Annotated in this window: 17 protein-coding genes and 1 pseudogene; 7 read left to right on the top strand and 11 right to left on the bottom strand. The window is 58.4% G+C overall.

Annotated features, from left to right (window positions below; translation table 11 throughout):
* Positions 1-16 precede the first annotated feature (16 nt).
* Together MRBLMS1_RS01760 and MRBLMS1_RS01755 are read left to right on the top strand one after the other, a co-directional pair.
* Positions 17-1,147 (top strand): efflux RND transporter periplasmic adaptor subunit, encoded by a 1,131-nt coding sequence (locus MRBLMS1_RS01760; protein WP_485877396.1) that lies wholly within the window; start codon positions 17-19, stop codon positions 1,145-1,147.
* Positions 1,144-4,188 (top strand): efflux RND transporter permease subunit, encoded by a 3,045-nt coding sequence (locus MRBLMS1_RS01755; protein ID WP_485877395.1) that lies wholly within the window; start codon positions 1,144-1,146, stop codon positions 4,186-4,188. The genes MRBLMS1_RS01760 and MRBLMS1_RS01755 overlap by 4 nt, the downstream gene beginning before the upstream one ends.
* On the opposite strand, the gene MRBLMS1_RS01750 is transcribed toward MRBLMS1_RS01755, so the two are convergent.
* Together MRBLMS1_RS01750 and MRBLMS1_RS01745 are read right to left on the bottom strand one after the other, a co-directional pair.
* Positions 4,172-5,290 carry a sensor histidine kinase gene (locus tag MRBLMS1_RS01750; protein ID WP_485877393.1) on the bottom strand — a complete coding sequence of 373 codons (1,119 nt, stop codon included), beginning with the start codon at positions 5,288-5,290 and terminating at the stop codon, positions 4,172-4,174. The two genes, MRBLMS1_RS01755 and MRBLMS1_RS01750, sit on opposite strands and share 17 nt — an antisense overlap.
* Before the next feature lie 68 nt (positions 5,291-5,358).
* On the bottom strand, positions 5,359-6,063 hold the full coding sequence (locus tag MRBLMS1_RS01745; RefSeq protein ID WP_485877392.1) for a response regulator: 705 nt from the start codon (positions 6,061-6,063) through the stop codon (positions 5,359-5,361).
* Between the two features lie 446 nt (positions 6,064-6,509).
* Here MRBLMS1_RS01745 and MRBLMS1_RS01740 point away from each other — a divergent pair, with 446 nt between their 5' ends.
* Complete coding sequence (locus tag MRBLMS1_RS01740; protein ID WP_485878944.1) at positions 6,510-7,304, top strand: SDR family NAD(P)-dependent oxidoreductase; 795 nt, start codon at positions 6,510-6,512, stop codon at positions 7,302-7,304.
* A gap of 203 nt (positions 7,305-7,507) precedes the next feature.
* Here the strand turns inward: MRBLMS1_RS01740 and MRBLMS1_RS01735 are convergent, their stop codons facing one another.
* Positions 7,508-8,512 carry a LysR substrate-binding domain-containing protein gene (locus tag MRBLMS1_RS01735; RefSeq protein ID WP_485877391.1) on the bottom strand — a complete coding sequence of 335 codons (1,005 nt, stop codon included), beginning with the start codon at positions 8,510-8,512 and terminating at the stop codon, positions 7,508-7,510.
* A gap of 11 nt (positions 8,513-8,523) precedes the next feature.
* On the opposite strand from MRBLMS1_RS01735, the gene MRBLMS1_RS01730 reads away from it, so the two are divergent.
* Together MRBLMS1_RS01730 and MRBLMS1_RS01725 are read left to right on the top strand one after the other, a co-directional pair.
* Entirely contained in the window at positions 8,524-9,279 is a 756-nt protein-coding gene (locus tag MRBLMS1_RS01730) for an SDR family oxidoreductase (protein ID WP_485877389.1), read from the top strand.
* 105 nt (positions 9,280-9,384) lie between these two features.
* A pseudogene (locus tag MRBLMS1_RS01725) lies at positions 9,385-9,588 on the top strand (NADP oxidoreductase coenzyme); the annotation flags it as partial.
* A gap of 196 nt (positions 9,589-9,784) precedes the next feature.
* Here the strand turns inward: MRBLMS1_RS01725 and MRBLMS1_RS01720 are convergent.
* From MRBLMS1_RS01720 to MRBLMS1_RS01690, 7 genes are all read right to left on the bottom strand, one after another.
* On the bottom strand, positions 9,785-10,180 hold the full coding sequence (locus MRBLMS1_RS01720; RefSeq protein ID WP_099411069.1) for an ACT domain-containing protein: 396 nt from the start codon (positions 10,178-10,180) through the stop codon (positions 9,785-9,787).
* A 159-nt stretch (positions 10,181-10,339) separates the two neighbouring features.
* On the bottom strand, positions 10,340-11,293 hold the full coding sequence (locus MRBLMS1_RS01715; protein ID WP_099411070.1) for a TIGR03571 family LLM class oxidoreductase: 954 nt from the start codon (positions 11,291-11,293) through the stop codon (positions 10,340-10,342).
* Between the two features lie 363 nt (positions 11,294-11,656).
* On the bottom strand, positions 11,657-12,058 hold the full coding sequence (locus tag MRBLMS1_RS01710) for a DUF6632 domain-containing protein (RefSeq protein ID WP_099411071.1): 402 nt from the start codon (positions 12,056-12,058) through the stop codon (positions 11,657-11,659).
* Between the two features lie 107 nt (positions 12,059-12,165).
* On the bottom strand, positions 12,166-12,864 hold the full coding sequence (locus tag MRBLMS1_RS01705; RefSeq protein WP_099411072.1) for a DsbA family oxidoreductase: 699 nt from the start codon (positions 12,862-12,864) through the stop codon (positions 12,166-12,168).
* A 63-nt stretch (positions 12,865-12,927) separates the two neighbouring features.
* Positions 12,928-13,260 carry a carboxymuconolactone decarboxylase family protein gene (locus MRBLMS1_RS01700; protein ID WP_099411073.1) on the bottom strand — a complete coding sequence of 111 codons (333 nt, stop codon included), beginning with the start codon at positions 13,258-13,260 and terminating at the stop codon, positions 12,928-12,930.
* Positions 13,261-13,479: 219 nt separating this feature from the next.
* A complete protein-coding gene (locus MRBLMS1_RS01695; RefSeq protein WP_485877387.1) occupies positions 13,480-14,043 on the bottom strand; it encodes a TetR/AcrR family transcriptional regulator in 564 nt (187 codons plus the stop codon).
* 125 nt (positions 14,044-14,168) lie between these two features.
* On the bottom strand, positions 14,169-14,723 hold the full coding sequence (locus tag MRBLMS1_RS01690) for an OsmC family protein (RefSeq protein WP_465046845.1): 555 nt from the start codon (positions 14,721-14,723) through the stop codon (positions 14,169-14,171).
* 370 nt (positions 14,724-15,093) lie between these two features.
* On the opposite strand from MRBLMS1_RS01690, the gene MRBLMS1_RS01685 reads away from it, so the two are divergent.
* Positions 15,094-15,507 (top strand): hypothetical protein, encoded by a 414-nt coding sequence (locus MRBLMS1_RS01685; protein ID WP_485877385.1) that lies wholly within the window; start codon positions 15,094-15,096, stop codon positions 15,505-15,507.
* Positions 15,508-15,530: 23 nt separating this feature from the next.
* A complete protein-coding gene (locus MRBLMS1_RS01680) occupies positions 15,531-15,860 on the top strand; it encodes a thioredoxin family protein (RefSeq protein WP_099411077.1) in 330 nt (109 codons plus the stop codon).
* A gap of 120 nt (positions 15,861-15,980) precedes the next feature.
* Here MRBLMS1_RS01680 and MRBLMS1_RS01675 read toward each other — a convergent pair whose 3' ends face one another.
* Positions 15,981-16,754 (bottom strand): SDR family NAD(P)-dependent oxidoreductase, encoded by a 774-nt coding sequence (locus tag MRBLMS1_RS01675; RefSeq protein WP_485878942.1) that lies wholly within the window; start codon positions 16,752-16,754, stop codon positions 15,981-15,983.
* Positions 16,755-16,803: the final 49 nt, after the last annotated feature.

Here is a 16,803-nt window from a genome sequence, read left to right as displayed (position 1 = left end):
GGACCAGGAGAACTTGATGACATTTCGCTCCCTTCCCATGCTGCTGGGCGCGGCCGCACTGGCCACCCAGCTTGCGGCCTGCGACCGTCAGCCCGCCCGCGTCGAGGCGCCGCTGCGCATGGTCAAGCTGATCACCACGTCCACCACCGCCGCCGGAGACTACCGCTTCGTGGCGCTGGTGCGGCAGGCCCAGCGCGCCGACCTGTCGTTCGAGAACGGCGGCAAGCTGGCCGGCGTGATGGTCGATGTCGGCGACACCGTCCGCCGCGGCCAAGTGCTGGCTACGCTCGACCCGGAGCCGGCGCACCTGCAAGTACTGCAAGCCGAGGCCCAAGTGCGCTCCACAGCTGGCCAGTTGCAGGAACGGCGCGATCAGTTGCGCCAGCAGCAGGCCATGCACGCGGACGGTGCCACCTCGAAACTCACCCTCGACGCGGCGCAACTGGCCGTGACGATGGCCGACGCGGCGCACAGCTCGGCCAATGCCGCGCTGCAGCTGGCGTCGCGCGCGCAGCGTCAGGCTGTGCTGCGCGCCCCATACGCCGGGCGGATCAAGGCGCGTCTGGCCGAACCTGGCGCACTGGCCGCCAGCGGCCAGGCTGTGCTGCAAATTGAAGGCGACAGCCACCTGCAGGTGGTGGCCGATCTGCCTGCCGCGCTGTTGCCTGCATCGCTCAAGCCGGGCGTCGTGGTCGTCGCACGCGGGGCGGACCAGGCGACCGCTGGCTCCGATGCCGCCGACGCTATCAAGCTCACGCTACGCAGCCTGGCCGACCATATCGACGCCGGCGGTACCGTGCAAGCGATCTTCGACCTGCAACCTGGACAGACGCCACGGCGCAGCGGCGAAGCGCTGTCGATCGCGATCGCCTCCGGTGCGCCACAAATTGCAACCCTGCCGTTGACGGCCGTGGCGCAGAGCACGAAGGCAGGCACCGGCCACGTGTTCGTGTACCACCGGACCGGCAACGTGCTCGAACGCCGCGCCGTCGTGCTGGGCCGCCAGCGCGGTGACAGCATCGAAGTGACGCAGGGCCTGCAGGCTGGCGAGGAAGTCGCCGGCGCCGGCACCGCGTTCCTGATCGACCGCCAGCGCGTGGTGCCTTACCACTCCGCGTCTACGCTGGCCACCGGGGAGCAGCCATGAACATCACCCGCGCCGCGCTCTCTTCGAGCCGACTGACGATTGTGGTGGCCGTGCTGCTGCTCGTCGTTGGCGTGTTCACGTTTCTCGATTTCCCATCTCAGGAAGAGCCTTCGGTCACGGTGCGCGAAGCCACTGTCGCCGTATCATTTCCCGGCATGCCGGCCACGCAGGTGGCCGACCTGCTGGTCAAGCCGCTCGAAGAGCAGCTGCGCGAGATCGCCGGTATCAAGCGCATCGTCTCCAGCGCGCGCACTGGCAACGCCATCATCCAGCTGACTGCCTACGACAACGTGCGCGACCTGCCAGCGCTGTGGCTGCGCGTGCGCGCCAAGGCGGCGGACGCCAGCGGCGCCATGCCGCAGGGTACCGTCGGCCCCTTCGTCGACGACGATTTCGGCCGTGTGGCCGCCGCGTCGATCGCAATTACCGCGCCGGGATTCGGCATGAGCGACATGCGCGGGCCGCTGCGCGCCATGCGCGCGCAACTCTATACCGTCGATGGTGTGGAGCGCGTGAGCATGCATGGTTTGCAGGAAGACCGGGTATACCTTTCCTTCAACCGTGCGCACCTGGCCGAGGCGGGCCTGGCGCCGGAAGCGGTGATCCAGCAACTGCAAACGCAAAACATCGTCGAGCCGGGTGGATTGACGGCGGTGGCCGGCCTGTCCATGTCGCTGGGCACCACCGGCATGCTCACCAGCGTGGAGTCGCTGCGCCAGGTGCCGATCCGCGTCAAGGGCGAGTCCGGCGCGCGCACCGTGCGCCTGGCCGACCTGGCGGATGTGCGGGTGATGCCAGCCGATCCGCCCGACAGTGCCGCCATCTACCAGGGCAAGCCGGCCGTGGTGATGGCGGTGTCGATGGCGGCCGGACGCAGTATGGAGGACTTCGGCAAGTCCTTGCGCGTGGGCCTGGACCGCGCCAGGGCGCAGCTGCCGGTGGGCTTCCAGCTGCACATCGTGACGTTCCAGCCCGACGTGGTGGCACGCGAAATGAGCAAAATGCACCATGTGATGGGCGAGACGGTCGTGATCGTGATGGCCGTGGTGATGTTGTTCCTGGGCTGGCGCACGGGCTTGATCGTGGGCGCTATCGTGCCGCTCACCATTCTGGCAGCGCTGATCGCGATGCGCGCCCTGAATGTGGAGTTGCAGACGGTGTCGATCGCCGCCATCATCCTGGCGCTCGGCCTGCTGGTGGATAACGGCATCGTGATCGCCGAAGATATCGAACGACGCCTGGTGGCCGGCGAGGACCGCGCGCACGCCTGCGAGGAAGCGGGCCGCACGCTGGCCATTCCCCTGCTTACGTCGTCGCTGGCCATTATCCTGGCATTCTCGCCATTCTTCTTCGGCCAGACCTCCACCAACGAATACCTCCAGTCATTGGCTATCGTGCTGGCCGTGACTCTGCTCGGCTCCTGGCTGCTCAGTATCACGGTCACGCCTCTGCTGTGTTTCCACTTTGCGAAGGTGGAGCCGCTGCACGCCGGTGCGGAACACTACGACACCCGCTTCTACCGTGGCTACCGCACCGTGATCACCACGCTCCTGGACCATAAGCTGTTGTTCATCGGCACCATGACCCTGGCACTGGCCGGCGCGGTGACGGTGCTGGCATCGATTCCGTACGATTTCCTACCGCGCTCTGACCGGCTGCAGTTCCAGATCCCGGTGACCTTGCAGCCGGGCGTGGACTCGCGCGTGACACTGCAAACGGTGCGTACCCTGAGTACGTGGCTGGGCGACCGCAAAGCAAATCCCGAGGTGGTCGACAGCATCGGCTACGTTGCCGATGGCGGTCCGCGCATCGTTCTCGGACTGGCACCCACCCTGCCGGCACCCAATATCGCCTACTTCACGGTCAGCGTGAAACCCGGAACTGATGTCGACGCCGTGATCGACCGTGTGCGCCGCCACACTCTGGCGACCATGCCCAACGTGCGCGCCGAACCGAAGCGATTCTCGCTGGGCTCGACCGAATCAGGCGTGGTGGCCTACCGCGTGACAGGACCGGATCAGGAGGTGTTGCAGCGGATAGCCCAACGCATCGCGGACCGCCTGCGCGAGCTGCCGGGTACCATGGACGTGCACGACGACTGGGAGGCGCGCGTGCCGCGCTATGTGATCGAGGTGGACCAGGTCAATGCCCGCCGCGCCGGTGTGTCCAGCGCCGACATCGCCAAAGCACTGCAATTGCGCTACGGTGGCGCTACCGTCACCGGCATCCATGATGACGGTGTGACGGTGCCGGTAGTGCTGCGCGGCGATGCCAGCGAGCGCGGCGCCCCGGAGGAAACCATGGTCTTCCCGGCCGAGGGCACGTCAGTGCCGCTAGGCTCGGTGGCACGGGTGACAACCGGCAGCGAGCCGTCGGTGATTATCCGCCGCGACCTGGCACCGGCGGTCACGGTCACCGGCCGCAACCCCCGCATGACGGCAAGCGAAATCGCCGACACGCTCGCCGGCGACATTGCCGCCATCAAGCTGGAGCCAGGTTACAAGATCAAGCTGGGCGGCGAATTGGAAGACTCGGCTGAAGTCAACCAGGCGCTGCTCGGTTTCATGCCGCATGCGCTATGCGCGATCATGCTGTTGTTCGTGTGGCAGTTCAATTCGCTGCGCAAGGTGGTGATCGTGGCGTCCAGCGTGCCGTTCGTGCTGATCGGCGCGGCCACCGCGCTGCTGCTCACCGGCTATCCGTTCGGCTTCATGGCAACCTTCGGCCTGCTTGCGCTGGCCGGCATCATCGTCAACAACGCGGTGCTGCTGCTCGAGCGGATCGATGCGGAACTCGACACCGGCTGTACCCGGCGCGAAGCAGTGGTGGCCGCGGCCATCAAGCGCTTCCGTCCGATCCTGATGACCAAGCTGACCTGCATCGTGGGCCTGGTGCCGCTGATGCTGTTCGCCGGGCCACTGTGGACCGGTATGGCGATCACCATGATCGGCGGGCTGGCATTGGGCACGCTGGTGACGCTGGGGTTGATACCGGTGGCGTACGACTTGCTGTTTTCGCTGCGCACTAAGCCGGCAGCGTAAGCACGATCTCCAACCCGCCACCGCTGCGGTTGCGACACACCAACGCACCGCCGTGGCTCTCGCAAATTGCGGCAGCGATCGCCAGCCCCAGGCCGCTGCCACCCAAGTGCCGCGAACGCGAATCCTCGGCGCGCCAGAAGCGGTCAACCGCACGCGACAGATGGTTTTCGTCCATGCCGGGGCCACGGTCGGCCACGATGACGCACGCCATGTCGTCTTCCGCGTACGCCGTTATGTCCAGTACGCCGCCATCGCTTGCGTAGCGCAGCGCGTTTTCAATCAGGATCGAGACCGTCTGGCCGACGCGGTCGCGGTCCGCCCGCAGCGTCAGTGCGGGGTCGCAGCGCGTGTGCACGACCAATCCCGTCGCCTCAATACGCAGCGTGGCCCACTCCAGCCTTTCGAGCAACAGCTCGCGCACGCTGAAGTGATCGATTTCCAGCCCTAACTGTCCTGCCCGAGCCAACGACATCAGGTGCAGGTCGCCGACCAGCCGGTTGATCTGTTCAAGCTGGGCGTGTACTTTGCGTAATTGATCGGGTTCCAGCGGGAACACGTCGTCGAGGATTGCCTGAAGGCGCCCCATGGCTGCGTTGAGCGGTGTGCGTAGCTCGTGCGCCAGCATGACACTTGACTCTTCAAGTTCGCGCTCGTACTGGGCCAGGCGGCGCCCCATGTCGTTGAAATTATCGGTTAGCTCGGCCAGCTCTTGCGGCGCTCGTGGCGCTGACGCCAGGTGAATCGAAAAATCGCCGTCGCGCACTTTACGCACGGCCGCGCTCAGCACGGTGAACTGGCGCGAGATTGAGCGTGACACCAGCAACGCGCTGATGATGATGAACGGTGTGACGATGGCCACCATTGCCGCCACCATCCACCATTCCTCGCCGGGTAGGCCTGGCAGAAACAGTGCGATGTTGTAATGCTCGCGTAACAAGCTCCAGATCAGGTCGGCATTTTCCTGTGGTGCCTGGAGCAGCATTTCCATCTGTGCGCGCACATCCACCGGAATCTTCTGGATGTAGCTGTTCTCTTTTCCCTTGAGGTACACCCACATCGCCAGCGCAATCACCACCACCGCAATGATCGCCAGCGTGCTCATGCGTAGACCCATCCACACCCACAGCGGTACGCCCTGGCGCCGCCATTTCCGAATGAGGCCTCGCATGTTTATTGGAACCTGTAACCGACCGAGCGCACGGTCAGCAGCACGTTGACGAGGCCATGAACGCCAAGTTTCCTGCGCAGGTTGGAGATGTGGGTATCGACCACCCGTTCGAGGGCGTCGCTGTCGGGCAGACAGGTGGCCAGCAATTCACTGCGGGTGAACGCCTTGAACGGTGCGCGCAGCATGATGGTCAGCAGATGAAATTCGGTGGGAGTGAGGTCGAGCTCATGTTCCTGCGCGGCGCGATCCACGATCACGGCCTTGAACGATGCCGTATCGACGGTGAGCAGGCCATGCCGCATCACGCTGCCAGCGCCCACACGCGGCTGCCAGCGCCGCAATACCGCGTGGGTCCGCGCCACCACTTCTTTCGGACTATAGGGCTTGACCACGTAATCGTCGGCGCCGTAGCGCAGCGCGCCCAGTTTTTCCGGTTCGTCGCCGATGGCGGACACCATGATCACTGGCGTGTCACCGCAGCGGCGGATATGCGACAGCACGTCGGTGCCGGACAGGCGTGGCAGCATCAGGTCGAGCAACACCAAATCCGGCTGCCAACTCGTATACAGATCGACCGCCTGGACGCCGTCCCTGGCAATTTCCACCTCGAAGTCGTCACGCCGCAGATAGGCCTCAAGAATACTGGCGCTGTCAGCGTCGTCTTCCACGATCAGGATGCGCTTGCTGGACTGGTGGTTAGTACTCATCTTTGGTATGGGGTGAGCTGGTAGGCAGTGGAGGTGGGTACCTTCGGAATTATAGGTGATTATCCGTCATAGCCGAGTGTCGATTTCCCTCTGCGCGTCGAGGCGCTCAAGCATCCATGGCACCAAGATCAGATTTCGACAATGCATCCAAATCGTTTGATCATCGATCTTCCGATCCATTGAAGAAAAGAGCCACACACGTTCAATGCTGTTCGATCGCACAAAAACACCATTACTTCGATTCAGCTTGCGTATGGGCGTAGCCCAAACCATCAATTTTTTCCAGCTATTGCCATGACGTGCTTAGGTAGCGCCAGGACATATCATTCCACGTTCATTACAGGGATTGCAACAAGTCAAATACTCCTTGACACAACAAAATTGGCTGCTAGAATGCCTACCTACTAGTTGGTAAATTTTATATAAACTGAAAAAGGAACGTGATGATGGATACCAAAAGCTTTGATGGCCGCAAACTCCTGGTCGTAGGCGGGACCAGCGGCATCGGTCTGGAAGTGGCCACGATGGTTGCGCAGGAAGGCGGCACAGTGGTGGTCGTGGGAAATCGCGTGGAAAAGGCAGAGGTCGCGCGCCAGCAATTGGCGGCCATTGCTGGGGAAGGTAAGGCATTCGCACTGACTGCGGACCTATCGGATTTTGCCAGCGTACGTACATTAATCGACAGGTTGAAAAGCGAGCATAGTGACATCGATCTGCTGGTCAATTCCGCTGGTATTTTTTATCCTAAAGGGTTCCTTGAGCATTCGCTCGAAGATTACGATAGTTTTCTGAATCTGAATCGGGCGCTCTTTTTTATTACCCAACAGGTGGCCAGCTCGTTGGTGGCGCAGAAGAAGCCGGGCTCCATTGTCAACGTGACAGCTGTTGCAGCTCGCCAGGCGATTGAGACGGTGTTGGCCTCGGCCTATTCGATGGCGAAAATCGGACTCGACTCCATGACGCGGCATGTGTCCGCTGAATTGGCAAAATTCGGCATCCGCATCAATTCGGTTGCGCCGGGCATGGTGGAAACACGCATCTTCGAGCGCTTCATTCCCGGAGATCAACTGGATAACGCGTTGAAAGATTTCAACGATTTTCATCCGCTCGGCCGTAATGGTACGCCACGCGATGTGGCCGAGAGCATTGTCTTTCTGCTTTCGGACAAGGCCTCCTGGGTAACGGGTGCAGTATGGGATGTCGATGGTGGCGTGATGGCATCCCGTAAGCTGGGCAAGTAAGCAGAAAATCTTCGCCCACAGTAAATGCTGAAAGGAAAGACCGGATAGCCTGGTGCGCACATGGTTCGTTCAGGCCAGTTCTTGTGCCGCTGGGCAAGTCCATCATTTAGCCATATCCAGCCTGCAACGGCGATTAACTGATGTATTTTATACAGCATACATACAGTATCAGCAGGAATCGGAAGGTGTTCATGGCAGGCTCATTAATGGCCAAACTCAGCTTCATGCAGTAGCCATTGCCGAAACTGGACAACCGGCTCTGGCAATGCAAGGTGCAGTGGCTGCACAATAAAGTAGCGCCAGGGAACGGGCCAACTTATTTCCGGTAATAAGCGTACCAGCTGGCCGGTTTGCAGTTCGTTCGCCACGAAACGACGTCTTGCCAATGCCACTCCTTGAGCGGCCAGCGCTGCCTGGATTACCGCTGCTGCGGAGTTAATTTTGAACCCTTCGCTGATATGTTCCCTATGGTATCCCTGGCGCGCGAACCAGGTTGACCAACTTGGGAAGGCGGTCGTCTGAGCGAGCGTCAGGTCATGAATCAAGGTAAACCCTGCCATGTCTTCGACACTGCTTGGGTTGCCTCCGGAAAGCAGCGTTGGACTGGCTACCGGGAATACTTCCTCATCCATCAACTCGGTTGCCATTAATCCATCCCAGCGCCCGGCGCCGCATCGAATACCAAGGTCGGCTTCCCCATGCTCGATGTCGGCCAGATTGTCCGAAACGTCGAGCCGTACATCGATAGCCGGATGCATGGTTGTAAATAGATGCAAGCGCGGAAGAAGCCAGCGGGATACTACTGCTTGCGATGCCGAAACGGTCACGAGCGAGCGGCGGCCTCGCTGACGCATTTGCCGTAAGCCTGCGTCCAGCTGATCCAAACCTTCGGTAAATGCTGGCAAGGCCATGCGTGCGCTATCGGTCAATGACAGGCGGTTGGCACCGCTACCCAAGCGATTGAACAATGGCGCCCCAAGCCAAGCTTCCAAAGCCCGCACTTGCTGTCCGATGGCAGCTGGCGTCACATTCAATTCGAGCGCAGCATCAGCATAGTTTCTCTTGCGCGCGACGGCTTCAAAAGCCTGTATTGCTCTTAGCATCGATAAATTTCGCATCGGGTGGGATAGTTTTTCTTGTTTGTCGGAGAAGAAATTGTAACTCGCGGCGGCGTTCATCACTGAGTAGACTGGGTATTCATTTTTCACTGGAGTAAATCATGAATTTCTCTGATAAAACAGCAGTCGTCACCGGCGGCAGTACTGGCATCGGCTTTGCCACAGCGAAGCTTCTGCTTGAGCAAGGCGCCCGCGTCACGATTACAGGACAGAACCGGGCACGTCTTGATGCTGCAGCGCAGTCATTGGAGGCCTTCGGCGATCATGTATCCACTGCCATCGTGGAGATGCGCCGCCCGGCAGATCTGATCGCGTTGCACGCACAGGTGCAGCAGCAGTACGGAAAGCTGGATGTACTGTTCGCCAACGCGGGGGTTGCGTTCGCAACACCGCTGGAGTCGACCACCGAAGAGCGCTTTGATGAGATGTTTGACATCAACGTCAAAAGTGTCTATTTCACGGTCCAGCATTTGGCACCATTAATGCAGTCTGGCAGCAGCATCGTGCTCAATACCTCCTGGCTTGCCGAAACCGGTACCGCGGGCTTGTCACTGTTATCGGCTTCAAAAGCAGCCGTGCGGTCGATGACGCGTACACTGGCGGCCGAATTGCTTTCCCGTGGAATACGTGTCAACGCAGTCAGTCCAGGGGCAATCGCGACACCTATCCACGGCAAGAACGGAATGAAGCCCGACGAGTTGGCGACTTTTGCGGCGAACATCCAGCAAGGTGTGCCCTTGGGCAGGTTTGGCGAAGCCGAAGAAGTGGCCGCTGCCGTCGTTTTCCTGGCCGGGAGCGGGTCAGCTTACATGCTCGGATCCGAGGTCGTGGTAGATGGCGGCTTCTCGCAGCTCTAACCGAAGGCGGCATCAACCCGGGTCATCGGCGGAATTTCACAACCTTTGCCACGGACCAGTCAACTGTAAAGTGTCCGTGGCATCTGCCGGAGTTCCTTCAAGGGTGACCCGGCCGTACATGCTGGAAACAGAGTCGTGTTCCTGGCGAGCGACGATGACGGTGCTGCAGCGGAGGTTGCTATGCTTGCAGAAAATCTCGGCTTCTCGCCAATCAAACTTGGCGGGCTCTCCGAAGGTGGACTGCTTGTGCAAGCATGCGGAAATAGCTGGGGGCAATTGATCTATAAAAATCTGGTCAAGTACGACTGACTACATAGCCTGGCGGCCCAATTGCTTTCGGGTGTACGTGTCAATGAGGCCATTTCAGATGCGATCGAGCCCTCTACCTGCGGCTTCGGAACCGTGGCAGACGGGGGCTTTTCGCGCATCTCTTGCCATCGGACAGCTGTTATATGAAAAATGGGGAATGCTCAGCGTGTGATTCCGTGGGCCTGCAGCAGTTTCCCTATTGATCGTCACAACTTACCAAACGGTGTCCCGCAGCGGACAGTAACGGCAGCGCTCGTTCTAGATCATTTCGCTGAAGCAGTAGGTGATCGCCATCGAATGTTGATACAACGAAAATACCGATTCCGTTGCGTGAGAGTGGCTCGATTACCGACAAGACAATGCCGGTGGCGCCGAAAGCAAACGGACCGACAAAACGCCAGCAAGCCCAGTCCTGTTCAGACCGTGTGCCAGCGGGTACGCGGTCGGCCCTGCAAACGATAGATAGCTCATGGCGCGAGCGGCTGATGGTGACAAATCCTTCACCATCAGCCCAATCTGGAATCGCTACATCAGGCGCTAGGCGGCTGACTGCATAGGGATGAGGGTCCTGTTCGAGTGTGATTTGATGCATGCGATTTTTTCTTTGAAATGATGTGGGAGCGAGAGTACACGCCTTGACTGTATTATTGCAGTCAATATTTTTTATTTGCCATGCATGATGCTAATAACGTCACCCTCGGTCTACTCGTGGGGGGGCACTGTGGATTTTTAAGGACAAAATTGTGTCCGTTTACGTGCCATTTGCATGGAACTCTGGCAGTACCTCAGCGGCCAATTCTTCGATAATCTCATGGAGCGCGCGCTCGGAAGTTGAGATATTGAGCGACACATGATGTGTGCCGCTGTCTCGCATATTCCTCAGTAGTTCCGCCAAACCCAATCTGCCAACTCGGTAACCCAGAGGGATCGGAATTGCTTTTTCATATGGATTGGCACTGAGGTCCAAGCGCATGGCAACCCCAAAGGCGCGGAACTCTCCGGGAGCGACGCGCTCGACCGCTGTTCGCCACATGCCATGGCGCACTTGCTGGTCTTCCGGCTTGCGGTCATACGTCATCCAACCGAGGGCGTGGCGTGCAATCCAATTGACACTCTGGCCACCGGAACCCACGGCAAGCAAGTCGATGCTGCGGGGGAGCCGGGGTAAGAGGAAGAAGGCTGGGGTGTCTTGTGACACAATGTCCGGAACGACTTGCGAAGGTATGCTGATAGCTGCGGCAACGGTTTTCCAGTGACGCCGGAATAATTCTTGCCGCTCTTTGGTATCCTTGCCGAATGCGGCATATTCGGCAGGTCGATCGCCTGATCCCAAACCTAGGATGAAACGATCCTGCGACAAATTGCTCGTGGAAATGGCGCTTTTTGCAATGTGCAATGGGTGCCGTAATGGCAGAACGATTGCACCGCTGACGAGTGCAATCTGCGTAGTTTGCACTGCCAGGGCCCCCAACAAGACCCAAGGATCGAGGTGCCCCACTGGGTCAGGATAGCCGGTGCTGTTAAGTGGGACATCACGTATCCATAAGGCTCGATATCCCAGCGCATCCGCTTTCTTCGCCAAAGTAAGTTGCTCGCTAAAGTCGACCACGGTCTGCCCGACTTGGAGCATAGGTAAGGCGAGCCCGATTGAGAGTTGTTTATCTCGGAACACGCGCGTGGAGGCCGTTGTTTGAATACTTTCCATCTTCTTCCTTTTCTTCCTAGTACCTGGATGAAGGCGAACCCCTCATCGTGGGAGCGGCTGAGCAAAGATTACTTAATGGCTGGTTATTTCACCACGCTGGCGAATCGAGTTTTCTTCGAGTTGATCCAAAGTGGCTGAATTGTCTTTGCCTACTCGTCGAGCACCTTCAGCGGCAACAAACGTCACTCCAGAGGCGTCAGCCAAGGATTTTGAGCGCTTAGCAGCACCGAACAAGAGGGCGCGCGCGGGGTAAGGGCTGGAGCGAGAGTCTATCGACCGTAGTGGAGCTAGTCGTCCAGATCCGAGTCTTAGAACTTTGAAAGGCGAGGCGCTGGCACTTGCCTTTCAGCCGTGAGGCCGCAGCTAGCCTTTGGTATTTGTTTTGATCTGTTGGGTACGTGGCAATAAGTACCAAAGTACACCCGCCATGATGAATAATGCCGGGACATCACCAAGAAGGTTGGCGTGCTCGTGAGCATCATGTCCGGCCTGCAGAGCCATAATCCCAGCGTGCACGATGTTGGACCAGATCGTAAACTGGATCAGGCTTCGGTGTTCGCTTGGTCGACGGGACGCGATGACCAGAAATATACCTAACGTCGCGTAGACCCCTTGGATCATCTGCTCATACTTTGTCTGTCTCGGCTCCCATGTCCAGCCCTCTGGCCAGAACCAGTTCATCAGCGGGTACAGACCAACCAGGAGAAACAGGCCGAAAAATAGCAGGGCCCAGCGTAGGAACTTCTCTCGAGTTTCATTATTCATGTCGTTACCGTCTCCATTATTAATATGCGCACCGTTGCCATACGAGAGCGAAAAAAGACTCACCAGCCGAGAGCCTGTCAAAAGGTCAAGGCTGGATTGAGGTACCGTTAAATGGTGCAGCCGTCCAGGCCACAGACCTGCCCGCCGGATGCCGTCAGGTTCACTTGAGACTGCGCATAGAGCTTCTCCAGCGCCTGCTTGAAAACTTCTGGGGACTGAGCCCCTGAAATATGTGTCCCATTGCCAAACAGAAACAGCGGCACACCCGAAGCGATGCTTGAGGCTTTGCGCTCATCATCCAGTACCAGTTGGCGCAAGTGCGGTGTCGACCATGCGCGTTGCACTACCTCGGCAGGAACGCCAGCTTGCGCTGCGATCAGGGCGAGGGACTCACGGTCGAACAACGATTTGCCATGCGAAACACTCTGTTCATAGAGCACCTCGACCAAGTGTTTTTGCAATGCCTCGTCGTCCACTGCCTTGACGAGCATGTGCGCGTCCATGGTATCGCCAAACAGCATGGTGTCGAACTGATAGTCCAAGCCTTCCGCCGCCCCGTGCGACTTGACCGAGTACATCATGCCCTCGGCCGCTGTCGGATCACGAAACTTTTTCAGCAGAACTGTCTTGATCGGTTCGGCGGGATAGTTCGAGCCGATGCGGTAAGCGCGCAGATTCACCTGTACCGCGTCTTTGTGCTCGAAAGCGGCAAGAGCCTTGTCAAAACGGCGCTTGGCAATCCAGCACCAAGGGCAGACGAAATCGGACCAGATATCGACGACGAGTGTTTTTGTGTTGCTGTTCATGGTTTTCCCTTAAATAGCCGACGCTGGCATATATGTTTGCCAGTGTCGGCTGTCGGAGCAGTATCAAGCTTTGTCGAACGCGTCCAGCACGTGGGTGCTGTACACAACTGCGGCGCCGGCATTGAGGTTGATCGCCACGCCGAGTGCTTCGCCAATTTCTTCAACGGTCACGCCGAGTTTCTTGGCCGCGGCGGCATGGAAAGCGATACAGCCGTCGCAGCGCGTGGTGACGGCTACCGCCAGCGAGATCAGTTCGCGCGTTTTCGCGTCGAGATGGTTGGTTTTGTCACCAGCGGCGCCTAGTGCGGCGATGCCTTTCATAGTCTCCGGTGTCAGGGAGTTCAGTTGCATCGCACGTGTGTTGATGTCTTGCCGGGCTTGTTTCCAGTCTTCCATAGTATCCTCGCTTGGCGCCAGGGCGCCGATTGGTTATCTGGGCAATTCCCAGGATTTACGTAGTCTACCATCTAGAAGGTAGGTTGTCAAGGCCTGCATGATTAATCATGCGTATTCGCTTAAAGCTTTGTTCGGCAGTGAGTGTTTACGGACTAAGTGGATCAGTCGATGTGGCCACGGCGGATGCGCCGTGGTCGTTGAGGCGCCAGCTAGTGGCAGTTAGGTCAGCGTATTGAGAATGTGATGAAATGCAGCCAGTGGATCGGATGAAAGACCCAATGCCCAATCGATAAAGCTGGCGCCTTCAAGGGCGCTGAGGAGCATCAGGGCACAGTCCTTGGCTGATTTGGCGGGTGTTTTGCCAGACAACTGCGCTGCTAGTATGAGATTTTTTTCCATCCAGGACAGCTGCGTCACGATCAGGCGCCGGCCCAGCTCTTGCAGCGAGGCGGGGAGCGCGGCCATCTCGGCGGCAAGCGCACCGCACAGTGGCAACAGGCGATCATTGGCACTGGCCAGAAATAGCCCGGAAAATTCGCGCAGGCGCTCGAGCGGGTCAGTTTGCGCCGCATCGATTGCCTGCAGCTTTTCAGTGAACAGGTCAATATATTGCGTAATCAATGCCACGCCAAGGTTTTCTTTGGTGGGGAAATGGTGATGAATACTGGCTTTGCGGATACCGATTTCTTCCGATAAATCGGCATAGCTGAAAGCCGCGTAGCCTTTTGAGCGCAGCTGGATTTCCGCACTCTTCAAGAGGGCATCCCGTGTGCTGACTGACATGACAAACTCCTCAACCAATGACCATGCTCCAGTCTAGGCTGGAGCATGGTCGAGAGGCTCTGATAGGGCCGCGGCCAATGATATTGGCCGCGGCAGGATTAACAGCGAAACTGCAAAGGGGGCAATTATGCCTCAAGAATCTCCAGCTTGGGCAGCATGCGGATGGCCTTCGAGAAATTGGCCAGGTTGACCGAGGTTTTGGTCACGGCCTGATGCAGTGCTTCGACGCGATCGCGTGAAGCATCCGTACTGATTCGCACCACATAGCTAACCTCGTCGTAGCCAGGATTGACGTTTTCGTCCAGGCCGAGGAAGCCGCGCAGGTCCAGCTTGCCGTCCGTTTCGATCTCCAGGCTGTGCACGGTGATGCCCATGGCCGCCGCATTGGCCGCGTAGCCTACCGACAGACAGGCGTTGAGCGCGGCCATCAGTAACTCTTGCGGATTTGGGGCTGTATTTTGACCCAGCAATTCATGTGGTTCATCGGACGCGATCTCGAAATGGCGCGCATGTTTCTCGCCGCCAAGAACATAGTGGCTGACGGTGGCCACGCTGCGTGTCTGATGTTCCCACTTGGTCTTGACATTGAAACGCGCCTCGCCTTTGTCAGGGTTCTCTGCCACGCACTGGGCGAACTGTTGCAGGCCTTCTACATTAATACCGTTGAGCATATTGGTCATGATCGATCCTTGTAAGACGGCTGTCGCAGCCGACGAGTGAAAGAACCATAGTCTACCAACTAAAAGGTAGGTTTGCAAGTCCCGATATGATTTCTGCCTTTCACAGATAGGACAAACAAGTGTCGAGCAGGTCGTTTGGACGTCCAACTTGTGCCAAGGGCCAAGTATTTGTGCCGTCGACACTGAGGAACTATGGGATAATAAATTACTTGAAATTCTACCTACTAGAAGGTAGAATAAGTGATGATAAAAAAGTCTCCGGAAATACGTTGGGCTGATGGCGTATGGGGGTGGAGCATCTGGAAGCGCTAGACAACAATTTGCGTGGGCGGCCAGACGGTTGCTAGACAAATCAAGGAAAGTACATTTAATGACTTGCCACCCAAAATCTCTCGTCGTCGATATGTGGTGTGACATGGGCTGTGCTGTTTGTTTGCAGGCAAAACGCCATTTTGATGAGGCACTGGCTATTTTTCCTGGTAAGGACAGGGTGCGGGTGAATCTGCACGTGCCCCGGCTTGCCCTCAAGGCCGTAGAGACGGAATTCACTCGTAAACCGGGCCCGGAGGATGTTAATCCACAGAGCTTGCCGCACGCTGACATCTCGATACCCGCAATTTCAGACCGCGTTCCAATGTTTGTCTTTAATCAGCGCTTTTATGTTTCCGGCATGCAGTCCGTGCAGCGCTATGCCAATGCACTTGAAGGTATGTTGATATTGTCCAGCGAAGTGACCGGGGTGAAAGCTGACCTCTCATGCGTTTTGGATCGTTGTCTGGTGTAATTGATTGATAAAAGGGGTGTGCAATGGGAAATTTTACCGAGTTGTCCGCGGATGGGTTTTCAAATTTTATTCGGGAAGGCGATGCGATCATTCTTTTCTCCGCATCGTGGTGCCGGCCATGCGACGAGATGAAGCCGGTGTTTCAGGCGTTGTCGGACGAGTTGTCCTCAGAAGCGGTGTTTGGTGTGATTGACAGCGCCGTCTCGCCTACCGTTGCCGTCACGATGGGCGTGCGTTCCGTTCCATCGATTGCGCTTTTTCGGGATGGGCGCCTGCGTTTGCTGTTGAGTGGTCCACGCACGTTCGCCGCCACAAAAGAGGCGATCCTGGATGCATTGCAGGCTGGGGCCTGATCAAGCTAACGACGCGCCGCCCGTGCGAGCGGCGCGTATAGCCAAGGCAGGATTTTTATGCATGCGCTCCAGACTGTTTGCCGTGGCATGCGCCGCCGGTCAGGTGTATTGAAGCTGTTGTCAGATGCGTCCGGCCGTGACACCGCCATCAACCGGCAGAATGGCACCGGTAATCCACGATGCTTCTTCGGACGCCAGGAACAGCATGGCTTCAGCGACATCGCGCGGCTGACCGTTGCGGCCTAGCGGATGGAAACTGTCAAATCCTGGCAAGGCCGCCTTCACCTGTTCAGCGTCCATGAAGGTGCCGAAGATGGGCGTTTCCACCACAGCGGGGGCCACGGTATTGATGCGGATGTTGGCGCCGGCCAGCTCGATGGCCAAGTTGCGGGTCAGAGCGTGTACGCCCGCATTGGCGGCCGAGTAGGCGGCCGATGGGGTGGCGCCAATCGCCTGCGTAGCCCACATGGAGCCGGTTTGCACGATGACGCCGCCGCCGCGCTGCAGCATCGCCTTGGCGGCAGCTTGCGCCATGAAAAATTTTCCCTTCAGGATAATGTCGAGAAAACCATCGTATTCCTTGGGCGTCACTTCCAGAAAGGGCTTGGGTTGGAACACGCCGGCGTTGTTGATCAGGATATCAACGCCGCCAAACGCTGCTATTGCCGTGTCCACCAGGCCTTGTGCCGTGGACGGCAAGCTGATATCGCCGGTATGGCAACGCACGCGCTGATGGCTGGGATCGATCTCGTCGGCGGTTTGCGCCAGCTTGGCGGTATCTCTGCCGCCGATGACCACCGATGCGCCGGCCGCTACTAACCGCTTGGCGACCTCTTTACCGATACCGGAGCTTCCTCCGGTGACAATAGCGACCTTATTGGTGAATGTATGCATGTTGGAACTCCATGAGGATGAGGGAAGTACTGGATCAAAACGTGCTGAC

This window comes from Massilia sp. LMS1-1-1.1 (genome assembly GCF_040815535.1).
Lineage (GTDB): Bacteria > Pseudomonadota > Gammaproteobacteria > Burkholderiales > Burkholderiaceae_D > Janthinobacterium > Janthinobacterium aestuarii.
Note: the sequence above shows the minus strand (reverse complement) of the source record. Positions and strands in the feature narration are given on the sequence as shown.

What these genes read in the sequence shown, in the direction of transcription:
- MRBLMS1_RS01760 (WP_485877396.1), top strand. Translation starts at nt 17, where the DNA reads ATGACATTTCGCTCCCTTCCCATGCTGCTGGGCGCGGCCGCACTGGCC.
- MRBLMS1_RS01755 (WP_485877395.1), top strand. Translation starts at nt 1,144, where the DNA reads ATGAACATCACCCGCGCCGCGCTCTCTTCGAGCCGACTGACGATTGTG.
- MRBLMS1_RS01750 (WP_485877393.1), bottom strand. Translation starts at nt 5,290, where the DNA reads ATGAGCACGCTGGCGATCATTGCGGTGGTGGTGATTGCGCTGGCGATG.
- MRBLMS1_RS01745 (WP_485877392.1), bottom strand. Translation starts at nt 6,063, where the DNA reads ATGAGTACTAACCACCAGTCCAGCAAGCGCATCCTGATCGTGGAAGAC.
- MRBLMS1_RS01740 (WP_485878944.1), top strand. Translation starts at nt 6,510, where the DNA reads ATGGATACCAAAAGCTTTGATGGCCGCAAACTCCTGGTCGTAGGCGGG.
- MRBLMS1_RS01730 (WP_485877389.1), top strand. Translation starts at nt 8,524, where the DNA reads ATGAATTTCTCTGATAAAACAGCAGTCGTCACCGGCGGCAGTACTGGC.
- MRBLMS1_RS01720 (WP_099411069.1), bottom strand. Translation starts at nt 10,180, where the DNA reads ATGCATCAAATCACACTCGAACAGGACCCTCATCCCTATGCAGTCAGC.
- MRBLMS1_RS01715 (WP_099411070.1), bottom strand. Translation starts at nt 11,293, where the DNA reads ATGGAAAGTATTCAAACAACGGCCTCCACGCGCGTGTTCCGAGATAAA.
- MRBLMS1_RS01710 (WP_099411071.1), bottom strand. Translation starts at nt 12,058, where the DNA reads ATGAATAATGAAACTCGAGAGAAGTTCCTACGCTGGGCCCTGCTATTT.
- MRBLMS1_RS01705 (WP_099411072.1), bottom strand. Translation starts at nt 12,864, where the DNA reads ATGAACAGCAACACAAAAACACTCGTCGTCGATATCTGGTCCGATTTC.
- MRBLMS1_RS01700 (WP_099411073.1), bottom strand. Translation starts at nt 13,260, where the DNA reads ATGGAAGACTGGAAACAAGCCCGGCAAGACATCAACACACGTGCGATG.
- MRBLMS1_RS01695 (WP_485877387.1), bottom strand. Translation starts at nt 14,043, where the DNA reads ATGTCAGTCAGCACACGGGATGCCCTCTTGAAGAGTGCGGAAATCCAG.
- MRBLMS1_RS01690 (WP_465046845.1), bottom strand. Translation starts at nt 14,723, where the DNA reads ATGACCAATATGCTCAACGGTATTAATGTAGAAGGCCTGCAACAGTTC.
- MRBLMS1_RS01685 (WP_485877385.1), top strand. Translation starts at nt 15,094, where the DNA reads ATGACTTGCCACCCAAAATCTCTCGTCGTCGATATGTGGTGTGACATG.
- MRBLMS1_RS01680 (WP_099411077.1), top strand. Translation starts at nt 15,531, where the DNA reads ATGGGAAATTTTACCGAGTTGTCCGCGGATGGGTTTTCAAATTTTATT.
- MRBLMS1_RS01675 (WP_485878942.1), bottom strand. Translation starts at nt 16,754, where the DNA reads ATGCATACATTCACCAATAAGGTCGCTATTGTCACCGGAGGAAGCTCC.